The following is a 15,180-nucleotide window of genomic DNA, read 5'->3' on the forward strand; positions in this document are numbered from 1 at the left end:
AGTACAAAATCCAATGCGGGCGGTATTTACTGCTCTGTAGCTGCAAACCTCTGTACAAGTTCCGCCCATACACTGAACCTTGTACAGAGTAATACATCCATGATGATTTTTTCGTGTCTTTCCATGGTTTCACCTCTTCTTATATACCCAACAGTTTTTTATACTCCTCTATGGAATACCCCATCAAAAGGGCGGACGGAGCTTCTCCGGCAACCAGCTTCAGCAGTTCTTCCACATTATCATCCGGCTCAATCCCCCAGTCCTCCAGCAGTTCCCTTCCCATCGCCAAAGCAGCCTCAGGAGCGGGGTTCAGGGACACCTCCTGGACAAAACTCATCGCCAGCATCATACTTGCATCATAATCTAATCCGCCTGACGTCTGCAGACAATCCAGCAACCTCCTGACAGAAGGTATCAGTACCGAAACCCCATTTTCCAGGATGGCCTCCATTTTTTCCCTGCAGAATGGTTTATAGCCTTTCACGCCGATTCTTTTTCTTTGCTTAAGGACATAGGCGATTTCTTCCCGGTCAAGGATGCTCAGATAAGTCTGGCCGCTGTCCTCATCCCTGAACTCTGTATAATCATTCCATAAAGCAGCAAGAGCAGCGATCCCTTCGTAAAATTCATCGGGGTCAAGCGTATCCTCCTGATACATGTTCAGCATAGAGTACAGATATCCCACCTCTGCCGCCCCATATATGTCAACGAGAAGAGACAGCAGTTTTTCCAGCCTTTCTTTTTCTTCCAGACAGGCCTTCCATTTTTCCTGCCCGCAGAGCGCTGCATATTCCCTTCCTTCCTTTGTCAGCCCGATTACCGCATCACCGATGTTCTCCAAATCCACCAGCCCGCATGCATGGTACATATCCATCTCATTCATATGCATCATGCAGTCTCCCAGGGTTACCGTCCGCTCCCCCGCCAGCCCGGCAAGGAATCGGCCTCCTCTTCCTGTAAACAGCTTCATCATGAGCTCTTTGTCCCCTTCCAGGACATCAATAAGAGCGGCGGCATAAACATCCGCTTTCTTTTTTCTGTTTTCCGCCTCAGGGATTTCCATCCCCAGCTTTTTCAGAAGCTTTTTCAGTTCTTCTTCATCTCTCTGCCCCATAATGGACTTCATGCTCTTCCTGCTGCATACGACCTCCACAGGTTTGTCAAACTCCGATTCTTCCTCCCAATCCTCCTCTGAATCCGGGTATTTCTCCAGTTCCCTTTTTTTCCTCACTGCCTGATTGCTGCCCTGATCCTGTCCGCCCTCTGTTTTCATCAATGTCACATCAAACATCCATTCATTGTCGAAATCATAAAGATACAGCCAGGTCTCCTTCAGCTCCCAGCCCAATTTCTCAAGACATACATCATTCTCTGTTTTTCCGCTGCCGTTATCAGATGCGGCACAGCCTTTGGGATCATAAAAAACCTGATTCCGGCTGAATATATATGAATGCTCCGGGGTAAAATCAAACGCCTCAAGTATGGCATAATGCAGATCCTCCAGGCTTTTTCCGCCGTCGATCTGTATCATCCGGAATACCTGGGGCTTATCCCGGAACCTTACCATAAAAGTATACACTTTTGTTCCTTCCATAGATTCCTCCTGCTAGTAGACAAATACTGGAAAACTCTTTCTTTTATCATAGACTACAAATAGGAATCCCACAATATTTTTTCTAAAAAAGGCCTGCAAAGGTCCCTCTCCCATCCGGCACCGGCAGCGCCTGAATGGAAGACAGAACTTTCACAGCCCCTCTCCGTCAAATTCCGGTATAAAACTTTCCTCTGCCGTATTCCCTTCCTGGATAAACCCGTTTTCCACTCCGATATCCAGGGCGTAATCCACAATCTTTTCATATTCCCGGGCAGTTATCCTCCGATTCAGTTCCGGAAAGGAGGATAAATCACACACCGGTGTAAACTGGTTCATAATACTGATGTAAATCCTGTCACCATAGGTATGGTAAAGATAGGATATTACCTTTTTGGAATCTGCCGTACAGCCCGGAAGAACCAGATGCCGTACAATGACTCCTTTTTTCATAAGACCGCTTTTATCATCAAAATCCGGTCCGCCCGTCTGCCTTACCATTTCCGCAATAGCGGCCGATGCGGTTTCAAAATAATCATCCGCATGGGAATACCTCTCTCCCAGCCGGGAAGACATGTATTTCAGATCCGGCAGATAAATATCCACCAGGCCTTCCATCCGTTTCAAGGTCTCCACCCGCTCATAGCTTCCGGTATTATATACTACAGGTATGTGCAGTCCCCCAAGCTTTGCCCGTTCCAATGCCAGCGCAATCTGCGGGACAAAGTGAGTTGGCGTTACCAGATTAATATTATTCGCTTTTTTATCCTGAAGTTCCAGAAATATTTCAGACAGCCGTTCCCAGCCGATTATCCTGCCGGCTCTGCTCTCCGCAATATTATGGTTCTGACAGTATACGCACCGCAGCACACAGCCGCTGAAAAACACGGTGCCTGATCCGGTTTCCCCGGAAATGCAGGGCTCCTCCCAAAAATGGAGTGCCGCCCTTGCCGCCATGATCTCCGCCCCCTGTCCACAGTAGCCCCTTCTTCCGCCAAGCCTGTCAGCATGGCAGTTTCTGGGGCACAGTGTACAATCCTTCATCATCTGTTCAAATTCCGTAACTCGATTTTCCATTGCCTGTCCCTATCCGGATGATTTTTCTTATCATTTCCTATGTCATTTACTATACGCAATGGAATCCTTTTTTGCAAGACTGCTATGCTCCGATCAACCCGGCCCGGGCACTTTCCAGAAGTTCTCCTGCGCTGTCATGTGACAGCTCCCATATTCCTACCCCTGCCAGACCGAGATTCCTGGCGAATGCCGCCTTAGTCCCGATGGAACGGGGATTTTCATAAGAAATGAAGATGCCGTTTCCGTACAGATAGGGTACCGCAGCCCCTTCATGGTAAAAGGAAGAGAATGCCGGGTTATTCAGGTAGGTTCCTTTAATACTATTATAGCTGATAGAGCGTGCGGATGAAAAAGTACTGTATCTTCCTTCCTGAGCCGCTCCCACCCCTTCATAAATATAGCCATAAAAGGGCATTCCGAGAACAAGCTTGTCTGCCGGCACACCTGCATTCAGATAGGCCTGAACGCCGTCATGCACGCTGTTTTTATATTGAGGGCTTCTCTCCTGGGGATTGTATAACGGCGCTCCAAAATCCGAATAGGTATCCCAGGATCCATGCATATCATAGGCCATGACGAAAATATGATCCACCAGCCCCACTACCTGCTGTGCTTCTATCTTATTCAGATAATTAGAATTGGCAGCGCCTGCTATGGTGAGATAATATTTTTTGCCGTCCCGCTGGGTCTGCACATTCAGCTGGTTCCTGATGGCGGACAGCAGAAGGGTGAAATTACGTTTGTCCTCCGGACTGTTGATATTCCCCGCCGGCCCTCCGGACACAGGATATTCCCAGTCCAGATCCACTCCGTCAAATCCATGGGTGAGTATAAAATCCACACATCCTGCCGCAAACTGGTTCCTGCTTTCCTCTGTTGCCGCCACGACGCTGAAATATGTAGAATAATCCCAGCCTCCTACGGAAATCAGCGTTTTTAATCCCGGATATTTCTTTTTCATATTTCTGAGCTGTTCAAAATTTTTCAAATCTTTTTCCGGATTAGCCACAGCTATTGTGTTCACTGCAGGATCTATCTTAGCGAAAGCATAATTCAGATGAGTCAGCTTCCCTGCCGGAATATCCGCCGGATTGTAGCCTTTATCGGAAGACCAGTTGGTATAATACCCAACCACCGTATCTCCTTTATTTAACTTTGCCGGAGCAGCTTCTGCTCTCAGGCCTGTACCTGCAAGAAACAAAACGGCTGCCGCTATCAGGGAATGTGCAATATTTTTTTTCTTCATATGCTTCCTTTCTTAAAAACAATAATATGCCCGGGGGTCTGTCTTTCCGGCACGGACCCTCAGGCATAAGTATATAGTCAGCATATAAACGATACAACACACAATATTTGGCAATAACCAATTAACCCTTAACACTTCCCGCCGTCAGACCGGCAACAAAGAACTTTTGACAAAAAATAAAAATTATCAGAATCGGCAGCAGACTCAGTACCGAAAGGGCGAATACGTAGCCCCACTGGGTAAACTGGTGCTGTCCGAAAAATCCGGATATGGCTATGGGCAGGGTTCTTTTCAGGTTGTCATTTATTACCGTATTGGCCCAGGGAAATTCTTCCCAGGCCGTCAGGAAATTGAAAATAGATACCGAAGCGATTCCCGGCTTCGCCAGAGGAAACACAATCCGGAAAAATACGGTAAACACACCCCCTCCGTCCATATATATGGCTTCATCCAGTTCCTTTGGCACGTTTTCCACAAAACCTTTAATCATAAAAGTGGAATACGGGATGACCCAGGCCACGTAAAAGGGAATCAGTCCCCACAGGTTATTGATTACCTTCAGCTTTACTGCCAGCTCGTACTGAGGAACGATCAGCGTGGTGCCGGGAATAATCATAGTGAGCATAATAAATAAAAAGAGAAAGCTCCTTCCCGGAAAACGGAAGCGGGCAATACAAAAGCCCAGAGCGGCGGCCACAAATGCAGCGATGGTCACAGTGATACCGGATACCAGCACACTGTTGAGAAAATTCATATAAAATTTCCCCTGATGCAATATGTAATCATAATTCTCCAGTGTAATTTCCTTAAGCGACGGGAAAAAATGCGGCGGAAATTCATAGAGCGCCCCATTGGGCTTCAGTGAGGTGCTTATCATGTAGCAGAAAGGCATTACCACAATCACCAGGCCCGCCGTCAGAAGCAGATATAACAGAAATTGTACGGCATTTCTTTTTGTCAGTTTCATTTTCAATCCTCCCGGCTTTTTATGCCTAATTCCTGCTGCGCATCAGCCGGAACTGAAACAGGGCCAGTATGCCCAGCACCACCGCCGTTATAAAGGACAGAGCCGCAGAATAACCGAACTTGCCTGTGCTGAAGGCTTTATAGTACATCCAGGTCAATATCGTATCCGTCTGATGTCCCGGCGCGCCGTCGGTAATCATTTTAATAGAAGTAAATACATTGAAGCCACCGATGGTGAGCATGACCAGCGCAAACAGGACTGTCCCCCGGATAGAGGGGAGGGTTACGGAGAAAAACTTTCTCACGCTCCCCGCCCCGTCCAGAGAGGCCACCTCATACAGCTCCTGAGGCACTGTCTGCAGCGCGGCCAGAAATACCACCATATTCCAGCCGATTCCTTTCCATATGCCAAGAAGCATGGCTATGGTCAGCCCTCCCCACCGGGTATCCAGCCACCGGATATTCCGGCTGGTCACATGAATGATATCGGTAAGGAAATAATTCAGCATTCCTTCTGTATTAAACACATATTTGAAAACCAGGGAGGCAATGACCCAGGACGTGATAACCGGCAGATAATACAGCACACGGAATCCAATCCGGAAGTGGCTGATGCTGTTGATAAACAGCGCTGTAAGCAGGCCGAGCAGCATCTGGGCCGGAACCGTCACCAGCGTATACACGATGGAATTCACAAATACTGTATGGAAATACGGATCCCGGAATACTTCCCCATAGTTGGCGAAACCGATAAATTCCTGATTCAGTATGGAGCCAAAATCCCACTTGAAAAAGCTCATAATTAATAATTTTGCTATAGGATACAGAGTAAATATTCCGAAAATCAATACTCCCGGCAGCAAAAGGAGTCCGATCTGCATCCTGCTGCCCCATGTTTTTCTCATCATCCATGTCTCCTTTGCGCATTGCCGCAGTACAGTCCGCGCTCCGTACCATTGACGAAGCGGACAGACCTGGTCTATAATAAATGAAAGCAGCTTTGTCCGGTTATATCATTCAGCCAGAAGCGCATCCATTTTAACCGCCAGCTCATCCATGGCCTCCCGGGCGGTCTTATCCCCGTTCATTACGGCTGTTACGGCTGTGGCAAGCTCGCTGTCAATTTCCGACCAGCTGGCTACGGTAGGACGGCTTTTCGCTGTTTTTATAGCATCGATGAAGGGCGCGAAATCAGCCTCTTTTACCGTATCGCTTTCCAGAGCCTCTTCGTTTACGGGGATCTGGCCGCATTTTGCCATCTCTTCCTGAGCGTAGGGCGACGTCATAAACTGCATAAATTTCCAGGCGGCTTCCTTATTGGCGGACTGGAACATGGAAATATCCTCTCCTCCGAGAACGGAAACCGAACCGCCCTTTCCTGCGGGCATAGGCGCTGTCCCATAAGCAAAATCCGGATATGCTCCCTGCATTTCCGCTATTTTCCAGGGACCTTCCAGCAGAAGCATGTAACGGCCTGTCCCAAAACCATCTGTCATAGGAATATCACCGCTGTTCCAGCCGGTAATCGCTCCCTGGGCGTATAAATCTGCCAGCATCTGAATGGCTCCTACGGTTTCAGGGCTGTTAATATAGCCTGAAGCTTTCGTCTGGCCGGGATCGGTAAGCTCCCCGCCGCAGCTCCAGATAAAAGGACACAGGTTCCAGCCTGCCAGGGCCGGTTCGTTATATCCCCATACCTGCTGCCCGTTTTCATTGGTACCCGAAAGAGCCTTTACGGTATCCACAAATTCATCCATGTCGGCCGGAACGGGAAGTCCCGCGTCCTCCAGGGCCTTTTGGTTATAAAAAAGAATTTTGGTATTGGTGTTCAACGCCAGGCCGTAGAAATGTCCTCCTATCTGCGCGGTGCTCATGGCACTGTCCAGAAGGCCGCCGGATACGGCGTCAAAATCAGCCATTTCTTCATCCAGCGGAAGCAAAATCCCCATCTTCTGGAATTCCGGAATCCAGGCGCTGTCCAGACGCGCCACATCCGGCAGGGTATCCGCTTTGGCATTAATCAGAATCTTATCGTGCAGATCCGCCCATTCATGGGAAACTGCATTTACTTTGATACCGGGGTTTTCCTTTTCAAATTCGGGAATGAGCACATTCATCAGTGTTTCATTTTCCGCAGACTGCGCACTGTAATGGTGCCAGAAATTGATTGTGACCTCATCCTGTTTTTGTGTTGCTGACTCGCTGCTCTCAGTACTGTTTTGCGGACCGTCCTGTGAGCTGCTTTCAGAATTTACTGGCGATTTACCACAGCCTGTCAGAGCCCCCAAGCTTAATGCAGCTGTCAGTACAATTGCCAGTATTTTTTTGTTATTCTTCATAACCTCTTTCCTCCTTTTCTTTTTCCATGACCAAAACGGACCACTCTCCGGCCATGAGCTCCAGCCTTCCCTGACAGTCCATCCGGTCACCGTTCACACCATTTTTCCCTCCGTCCTCCGCCCATCGGGCACGGATTGTTTTTCCTTCCTCTTCCTCTCTGTCTGAAAAAATAATCTTATATTTCCCCGGAGAAGCCACAGGAAGCACCGCTTCTTTTTTCTCTCCCGCGTTCAGAAGCACATAGAGCTCTTCCTCCCCCAGGCTTCTCATAAAACCATAGGTTCTGCCTTCACATAAGACCGCCGTAAAGCTTCCCTTCCTCAGAACCTCCGATCCCTTCCGCAGTGCGGCCAGCCTGCGGTACCAGCGAAGCAGCTTTTCATCCTGTTTTTCCTTTTCCCAGATAAAAGCCCCCCTGCAGTCCGGATCATTAGCCCCCGTCATACCGATTTCATCCCCGTAATAGATAACCGGGGAACCGGGAAATACAAACTGGAAGGCCGCCGCCAGCCGAAGCCTGCGCTTATCTCCCCCGCACAGATACAGAAACCGTTCCGTATCATGACTGTCCAGCGGATTATACAGAGCCTGCTGCATCTCTTCCGGGTATTCCGCCAGCATATGGTTCAGCCGCCCGTCAAAATCCGCGGCATCTATGCTTTCCGCCGCGAAAAAATCCCTTACGCTGTCCCGGAAAATATAGTTCATGATACTGTCCATCTGGTTTCCCAGCATCAGCTTCCTGCCGCTCCCCCAGGTTTCCCCAAGCAGGAGGCAATCCGGATATTTTTCTTTAAGAAAGGTCCTGGCCTGCGTCCATACGCTGCCATCCACCTCATCCGACACATCCAGCCGCCAGCCGTCTATATGGAACTTATCTATCCAATAGTCCATAACGCTGAGGACAAAATCCCTCACCTCCCTGTTTGATGTATTCAGCTTCGGCATCCATTTATAAGCGCCCACACATTCATAGCTGTGGTGGGAAAGCGTAACCGGGAAATCCGTCACGATAAACCAGTCCTTGTACGGGGAAGCCTCCTGCTTCTCCAGCAGATCCTGAAAGGGCGGGAAATGGATTCCGCAGTGGTTGAAAACTCCGTCAAGTATGATACGGATTCCTTTTTTATGACAGGCATCCACCAGCTGCGCCAGTTCCTCTTTGGTACCGAAGGAAGGATCCACCTCAAAATAATCCGTAGTGGCATATTTGTGATTAAAATCTCCCCGAAAGATCGGTGTAAGGTACAGACACTGCACACCCAGATCCTCCAGGTAATCCAGCCGGGAACAGATTCCCCGCAGATCCCCTCCCATATAATGATCCCTATCCGGTGCGCTCCCCCAATCCACGCAGCCCTCCGGATCATTTTCCCTGTCTCCGTTGCAGAACCTCTCCGGAAATATCTGATAATAAACCTGGCCTTTGCTCCACTCAGGGATGGTGAGACAGTCCTTTTCATTGGCATAAAGAAATTCAAAAAAACCATCCTCTGGAACCTTTTCCTGAATACCCCAGGAAGTCAGATACAGCTTTTCGCCTCCCTTCCCCACCAATTCGAAATAGTATTTCTGGTATCTTGCCACTTTGGAAAACGGCACCTCCACCGTATAATAGTCCGCCTCCTTATCGCGGAGGCTGCAGGTCATACGGAATTTCCGTATCCTTTCCGGCGTTGTCCTGGCGTAAACAGCCAGGCTGCATTCCGCCGCATCCTCTCTTGCCGTCCGCAGCCGGAAGCTTAAAAGGCTTCTGTTTTTGGCATAAATGTCCGGCAGGATACAGGAATGCAGAATAGCTCCCCTATTCATTCACTTCTCCTCTCCGGGAGGATTCACGTACCAGCAGCCTGGTGGATATCAGGGTCTGCTGATTGCCGCTGTCCGCCCTCTTTATTTTATGAATCAGCTGGAAGGCCGCCTGTTCTCCTATCCCAAAGGTATCTACATCCACAGCGGTCAAAGGCGGATCCATATATTGAGCAAAAGGGTAATTATCAAAGGTGACAACCCCTGTTTCTCCGGGTACGGAAATATTCTTTCTTTTTAATGTCTGCAGCACATGATAAGCGATCACATTGTTGGAACATAAGAAGGCATCCGGCCGCTTTTTTCCCTCAAGCATATGCTCCGCTATGCTTCCTCCCTGCTCCGGCTGTCCGCATTCTCTTATGAAATCCGGATTTTCTTCCAGCCCGGCAGTCCTGATTCCTTCCAGATAACCGGCAAGACGTTTTTCCGCAAATACGGTATTCCTGTTTTCCAGCAAAAATGCGATCCGCTCAAAGCCCTCTTTGGCAAGATGGAGCACCGCCTCCTTTGCCCCTTCTTCATTATTGGCATCCACCCAGCATGCTTCCTTTTTCATAACCGCCGGTTCTCCCAAAACCACAAACGGACATTCATTCCTCAACAGCATCTCCACCAGGCCGGTACGCACACAATTGGAAGGCAGGATCAGCCCGTCCGCCTTTTTCTCCAGAACCAGCTTCTCCACGGCAGATACACCCATACTGCTGTCATCATTGGCAATCAGCAGATTATAACCGTTTGCCTGGGTCACTTTTTCAATGGCATATACACTTCTGTTAAAAAAGGTATTGGAAAAAGTACCTTCGTCCCTTGCATCCATAATCAAGCCTATACAAAAAGTGCTTCCATTCACCAGATTCCTGGCAAGGCTGTTCGGATGATAATTCATCTCCTCCATCACCTGCAGGATCCTGCTTTTTGTCTCTTCAGAAATCGATGCGCTCCCGTTTACCACCCTGGAAACGGTGGATGGGGCCACCCCCACCCTTTTGGCAATGTCCTTGATTGTTACGCTCATATGTACTCCTCTCATTAGTGCAAACGTTTGCACGAAAGAATAAAAAAAATATGATTATTTATTTTTAATATACAATTTTGTTTGCGCAATCGTTTGCATATATAAATCATATTCTATATCAATTTCCTTGTCAATAGGATCTGTAAATGATTTTTAATTTTGGTTAATTTCCATTAATCGATTTCTTTATTTTTGTGTATTTTTTCATTACGTACATTTTTATATAAATACATAAAAAAGCGCCGGTTCACTCCACTATTATGAAATGAACTGACGCAATCCTTTATTAAATCCCGGAAAAACCATCCTTATAAAATTCAAAGACCGTGCGTCCTGCTTCGAACATAAACCCATATGCGTTACCTTTACAGTTAACTCCGCCAGGCACCCTCACGGCACACGGAAAATTCTGCTTAGTGCTGCTTTGTTCCCAACCTGACACGGTTCGCAGACATCCGTTGCGTAAGACCCAAACTTCAACGCCACTTATAAAGGGCAGCCACACAGGCACAAGCCCTAAGCCGGACATCACCCCTGCTATAGCGGATTTCAGGTACAGGGGACCGCTAATCCCCCGGCTGCACGGTCTAATTAGTATACTTTTTTTTGAACGATTTGTCAATCCTTTTGGTTTTTGGCACAGATAAAATTTTGCCGTTCATGCCGATATTGCGGTTACTCCTCCAGCACTTCAGCCACCTCTTCTGCAGTAATTTGGCATATTTCCGCAATTTCTTCTTTTTTCTTTCCCTCGGCAGCAAGCTTCAGAACCCTTTTTGTTCTGCTTATACCTACTTTAAGGCCTTCCTTAAGGCCTTCTTCCCTACCATCTTCCCGTTCCTTCACTTTTTCTTCCCATGCCTGCATATACCTCACTCCCATCTCTTCACTGGCTTTCAATTTACAGATATGCTCATGGATTCTCCGGAGGACCTCACTTCCTGACTTCCTGACGGTTTCCTCATCCGTTTTCTCCGCATATTCCAGAAACCATGCCAACTCATCGCCAACTTCCTCACGGTTCTTTCCCCTTGTATTCAGGAAAATACGCACTGCCCCATCCGGCAAAATACAGGACAATTCCTCATCACATCTGGCCCGGAAGGTATACCTGTATTTCCCAAGGCCAAAAACATCATAAGGCGTTATAATTATAATATAAGAATCATTCAGCAAATCAAACCGGATGGATCCCGGCTCCAGCAGGGAAGAATCCAGCATTCCCTGATAATATCTGCTTCTCTTGGGCAAATCATACTTCAACTGTTTCTGCATTTCCGAATTATAAATAATCCCATCCTCATCCATTGCATACACATCCATACGGATGGAGCGCAACAGAGGACTGACCCGCAGCTCTTTCTCCGTTTCATTTTTGGTCAGGAAAGTGATTTCCTTTCCTAAAATAATCTGCAGGACACTCTTATGGAAATCCTTATCCTCCATAGCCGCATCAAATAAAAAGCGATCCAAAAGGGTCAACTGGCTAAGGGGGAGCATTTTACTTTTTCTCTCCGTCATTCCTATTCTCCTTTATTTTATCATATTTCCGGTAATTCCTTCAACCATTACAGCCAGAAATCATCCATAAGCATCCCTCCTCTTTTGTTCACCATTTCAAATCGGAATCTGTCGGCAGACCTGCCATGATATCTATAGATAAATAAGATAAAATAATTATAATACAAAACATAAATTTTTCCAACATTATCTGCAATCTGCTATTATATAAATTATTTAAGATAAAATATTTATCTGCACATCCAAAAATAAAGAAACAGGACAATCAGCTGTCATGTTAGTCATGCTAATCTTAAACAGAAGAAGATAATTTTTATGAAAATAAAGAACAGGACTGCGGAAACAGCCCTGAAGAAAAAACAAAGATGACGGTTCATGTTTCACATCCATGTACCCAAAGAACCGGCAGCAGATGAAGGAAAAACCAGCACCGCTGCCATAAGTAAAATTATACGCATTATTGAGGAGGCATAATTATGGCTAATACACTTATTTTCACAGATACCGTTGATTCCCGCTGCGGCCTGCACTGTACCGGCTGCACCTGGAAAGAATCCCATGGCTGCAGGGGCTGTATCCCCACAAACGGCAACCCCTTTCACGGGGAATGCCCGGTTGCCGTCTGCTGTCAGGAAAAGGGCCTTGTCCATTGCGGACAGTGTCCGGAAATCCCCTGTGATTTACTCACAAGCTATTCCTGTGATGAAGAAAATGGAGACTCTCCCGTGGGCGCACGCATAGAACAATGTAAAAGATGGGCCGGAAAAGCATAATTTACAGCCTGAGAAGCTGTCCCCCCTTTACTTCCCTTTTCCCGCCGTCCACTTCAATCCATAGAGAGGCTGCAGAAGGATTGTATACCATATCCCCACCTACCCCGAACTGCAGCCGGCCGGCGGCCTCCATATAATCCACGATTTCTATATTGGACGCATACCAGATATCCTCCCTGCCTCCCATACGCCGGCAGAAATTCTCCATAACCTCCCAGTTATCATGATCTGTAAATTCATAGCTGTGTCCCCATACATACATCATATAAAGATACTGGGTTTTATGCAGAGCCGCGAATTCATCTCCCAGCTTAATGAGATTATGGTTATAATGGCAGGTCGCCTTCCATTTCAGGAAATCCTCCGGCATGGCAAATCCGTTTGTCTCTTCAACCGTTCTGGAATAACGGATGCCAAGCGCCGGAAGAATTTTAACAATTTCCTCATTATAGGAACCGTTCGGATAAGAAAGCCCCCGTACCGGATATCCCACTGCCGCTTCCAGGTTTCTGCGATCCTCCAGAATCTGGCTCACCACCTGCTCCATGGGACACCTGGCTATCGTGGGATGAGTACAGGTATGACAGGACACCTCATGCCCCTTATACAGTTCCCGGTATTCGGAAACAGGCACCCTCTTTTCATCCCTGATTGCCGAATTTACGTGAAATGTCCCCTTGATTCCGTAACGGTTGAAAATATCCACCAGCCGTCTGTCCTCCAGCCTTCCATCATCAAAGCTCATGGTGAGCACCTTGTGCTTTCCCTCTGGAAAACAGATATAAATATTCTTCATTCCTTCCTTTACCATACCCTTCTCTCCTCTCTTCATCAGCCGCACTTACTCCCCGGATTTCATAATCCTCTTCTTCACGGGCAAATACTGCCGCATTTTCCATTAACAGCTCATCAGCCTTACAAGAGCCGCAGTACAGTCCGCACGGTTTACCTTGCTCTCCCTGCAGTATCCGTCCCACAGCAGTCCCAACCCTGCCGCCATCTCCTCACATGCCTCTATTTCCATATTCCGATCCGTTTCCGGCTGAAGGCTTCGGACCATAAAGCTCACCAGCTCCCCGCAGGTAAGGCCGTCATCCGGACGGAACCTGTCATCCGGCGTGGTTTTTTCATCAATCAGCCCCGCATCCCATGCGGCCTGGACATTTCCGGCGTCGAACTCATATTTATAAATGTCACAATACCGCCCCTGATAAGTTCTCCCGGCCGGAACCTTCACGGCTTTAAAGAACATATATAAAAACTGTCCTCTGGGCATCTCGTCAAAGGGATGGAAAAACAAGATACACGGATCCAGCAAACCTCCTGCCATGGCTTTCTTCAGATCCTGCTCCTGAGGGATTCCCAAACAGTCCGCATAGGGAAGCTCAGGCAAGTCCGTAGGAAGAACGGGCCGCTCCTCTTTCAGCTCTGCCAGGCGAGACGAATGCTCCCCCGGCATCTCTTCTTTCGGGTAAAGAGACACATCCGGCTCCCAGGCTTCGCCGGCATAATCATTCATACCCGTGCACAGCGGTTCTATCTCAAGCCTCCTGATTTCTTCACTGATAAATTTTGCCGCCAGCAGCGCTCCGTAATCGTTGGTATGGGTGGTATCCATAAAATAATCGGGATAGGTATCCGGCCCCATATCACACCAAAGCCGGAAGCTGTAAGAATGCAGATCAATGACCGGAACCTTCAGCTCCTTCCCCACCCTTCGGCAGCTTTCCGCATAATCCTCCAGCAAATCAAAAAATCCATTCTCATCTTTTCCCGGAACCCTGCTGAGAGAGGTAACGATTATAGGAAACGCTCCTTTTCTGCGTATCTGCAGAATATACCACCGCAGATTGGCGGCATATTGGTCAAAAGCCTTCAGATTCCTTCTCTTCTGGTCGTTATGCCCGAATTCCATCATGAAGATATCTCCCGGCTTTATATTTTCGGAAATAATATTCCAATGACCGTCATCCCGGAAACAATTCGTAGTCAGGCCGCCATGGGCCTGATCGCTGACCGCAATTCTGTTAAAGTACTGAAGCAGGTTCTGCCCCCAGCTTCCGAAATTGCGTATGGGATTATAAGGATATAACCCCTCATAATCGGTTACCAGAGAATCCCCTGCAATATAAAGAACAGGACATTCTGCGGGTTCTATATGAACACCCGTAAGACGCGCCCTTCCTCCTGCCCTATTCAATACCGTCACATATATGGAACGGTCTTCTTTCGGCCCTTTACCCACAATGGGGATATACGGACATACCTGTACATAATAGGTTACGGTGAATTCTTCTCCCGGCATAATTTCCAGATCCCGTTTCACCAGGTTCCGCCTTCCGGAATAAAGCATCAGGCCGCTGATTCCATCCCTTCCGCCCCGGATAATAACCGTGACCGCATAGGTTCCATTTTCAGGAACCGACGCCCGGAACCGCAGGGGTATTCCCGCTCCCAAAAGCTCTGCCCCATCTTCTGTATCGTATAGGGAGGCTGGAAAATCCTGCTTCCCTTCCGTCTCTTCCCTCAGATTCCAGCCCCCGGTTCCGGTAAACCGATCCGCAGATACCGAGGTCGTACTGCAGTCCAGAAAACCGTATCCTTTCTGTTCCTCATATAAATCATGGGATGTAACCCTCACCCCGTCCCCATTTTCGGTGAAAGAAAATAATCTGCCGGCCATAAAATCCTCCCCTGTCTCTCATGAAATAAATCCTGTTTCTTAATATAATAAGTCAATTATTCTTATTTTTCTTTTATTATATTGCTGTTTATGAGCTTATTTTGTATACTATTTTAGATATATTAACATTTCGTTCCTGATTTCCGGTTCATT

At 47.7% G+C, this 15,180-nt stretch carries 12 protein-coding genes and 1 other RNA gene; 1 reads left to right on the top strand and 12 read right to left on the bottom strand.

Features of this window, described 5'->3' with window-relative positions; genetic code table 11:
- Nucleotides 1-139: 139 nt before the first annotated feature.
- From BLA28_RS21835 to BLA28_RS21880, 10 genes are all read right to left on the bottom strand, one after another.
- Nucleotides 140-1,594 (bottom strand): IS1096 element passenger TnpR family protein, encoded by a 1,455-nt coding sequence (locus BLA28_RS21835; protein ID WP_071699463.1) that lies wholly within the window; start codon nt 1,592-1,594, stop codon nt 140-142.
- A 150-nt stretch (nt 1,595-1,744) separates the two neighbouring features.
- Nucleotides 1,745-2,668, bottom strand: a complete 924-nt coding sequence (locus tag BLA28_RS21840; RefSeq protein ID WP_242955507.1) for a radical SAM protein — start codon at nt 2,666-2,668, stop codon at nt 1,745-1,747.
- 82 nt (nt 2,669-2,750) lie between these two features.
- Nucleotides 2,751-3,914, bottom strand: a complete 1,164-nt coding sequence (locus BLA28_RS21845; RefSeq protein WP_071699464.1) for a glycoside hydrolase family 18 protein — start codon at nt 3,912-3,914, stop codon at nt 2,751-2,753.
- A 121-nt stretch (nt 3,915-4,035) separates the two neighbouring features.
- Complete coding sequence (locus BLA28_RS21850) at nt 4,036-4,881, bottom strand: carbohydrate ABC transporter permease (RefSeq protein WP_071699465.1); 846 nt, start codon at nt 4,879-4,881, stop codon at nt 4,036-4,038.
- A gap of 25 nt (nt 4,882-4,906) precedes the next feature.
- A complete protein-coding gene (locus BLA28_RS21855; protein ID WP_242955509.1) occupies nt 4,907-5,788 on the bottom strand; it encodes a carbohydrate ABC transporter permease in 882 nt (293 codons plus the stop codon).
- A gap of 105 nt (nt 5,789-5,893) precedes the next feature.
- Nucleotides 5,894-7,219: an extracellular solute-binding protein gene (locus tag BLA28_RS21860; RefSeq protein WP_071699466.1), complete on the bottom strand. Its 1,326-nt coding sequence runs from the start codon at nt 7,217-7,219 to the stop codon at nt 5,894-5,896.
- Nucleotides 7,209-9,032 carry a glycoside hydrolase family 13 protein gene (locus BLA28_RS21865; protein WP_071699467.1) on the bottom strand — a complete coding sequence of 608 codons (1,824 nt, stop codon included), beginning with the start codon at nt 9,030-9,032 and terminating at the stop codon, nt 7,209-7,211. Before BLA28_RS21865 ends, BLA28_RS21860 begins: the two co-directional genes overlap by 11 nt.
- The gene (locus BLA28_RS21870) at nt 9,025-10,050 is read right to left on the bottom strand and encodes a LacI family DNA-binding transcriptional regulator (protein ID WP_169897285.1); all 1,026 of its coding nucleotides are present in this window, start codon (nt 10,048-10,050) and stop codon (nt 9,025-9,027) included. The genes BLA28_RS21865 and BLA28_RS21870 overlap by 8 nt, the downstream gene beginning before the upstream one ends.
- Before the next feature lie 324 nt (nt 10,051-10,374).
- An RNA gene (ffs, locus tag BLA28_RS21875) (signal recognition particle sRNA large type) lies at nt 10,375-10,636 on the bottom strand.
- 89 nt (nt 10,637-10,725) lie between these two features.
- Nucleotides 10,726-11,571, bottom strand: coding sequence for an Rpn family recombination-promoting nuclease/putative transposase (locus tag BLA28_RS21880; protein WP_044972507.1), 846 nt, complete (start codon nt 11,569-11,571; stop codon nt 10,726-10,728).
- Nucleotides 11,572-12,047: 476 nt separating this feature from the next.
- Between BLA28_RS21880 and BLA28_RS21885 the strand changes: the two genes are divergently transcribed.
- Nucleotides 12,048-12,344: a DUF3795 domain-containing protein gene (locus tag BLA28_RS21885; protein ID WP_069158727.1), complete on the top strand. Its 297-nt coding sequence runs from the start codon at nt 12,048-12,050 to the stop codon at nt 12,342-12,344.
- A gap of 1 nt (nt 12,345) precedes the next feature.
- Here the strand turns inward: BLA28_RS21885 and BLA28_RS21890 are convergent, their stop codons facing one another.
- Both BLA28_RS21890 and BLA28_RS21895 read right to left on the bottom strand, forming a co-directional pair.
- A complete protein-coding gene (locus BLA28_RS21890) occupies nt 12,346-13,155 on the bottom strand; it encodes a polysaccharide deacetylase family protein (protein ID WP_081330155.1) in 810 nt (269 codons plus the stop codon).
- Between the two features lie 87 nt (nt 13,156-13,242).
- The gene (locus BLA28_RS21895; protein WP_069158726.1) at nt 13,243-15,027 is read right to left on the bottom strand and encodes a rhamnogalacturonan acetylesterase; all 1,785 of its coding nucleotides are present in this window, start codon (nt 15,025-15,027) and stop codon (nt 13,243-13,245) included.
- Nucleotides 15,028-15,180: the final 153 nt, after the last annotated feature.

The organism is Eisenbergiella tayi (assembly GCF_001881565.1).
Classification (GTDB): domain Bacteria; phylum Bacillota; class Clostridia; order Lachnospirales; family Lachnospiraceae; genus Eisenbergiella; species Eisenbergiella tayi.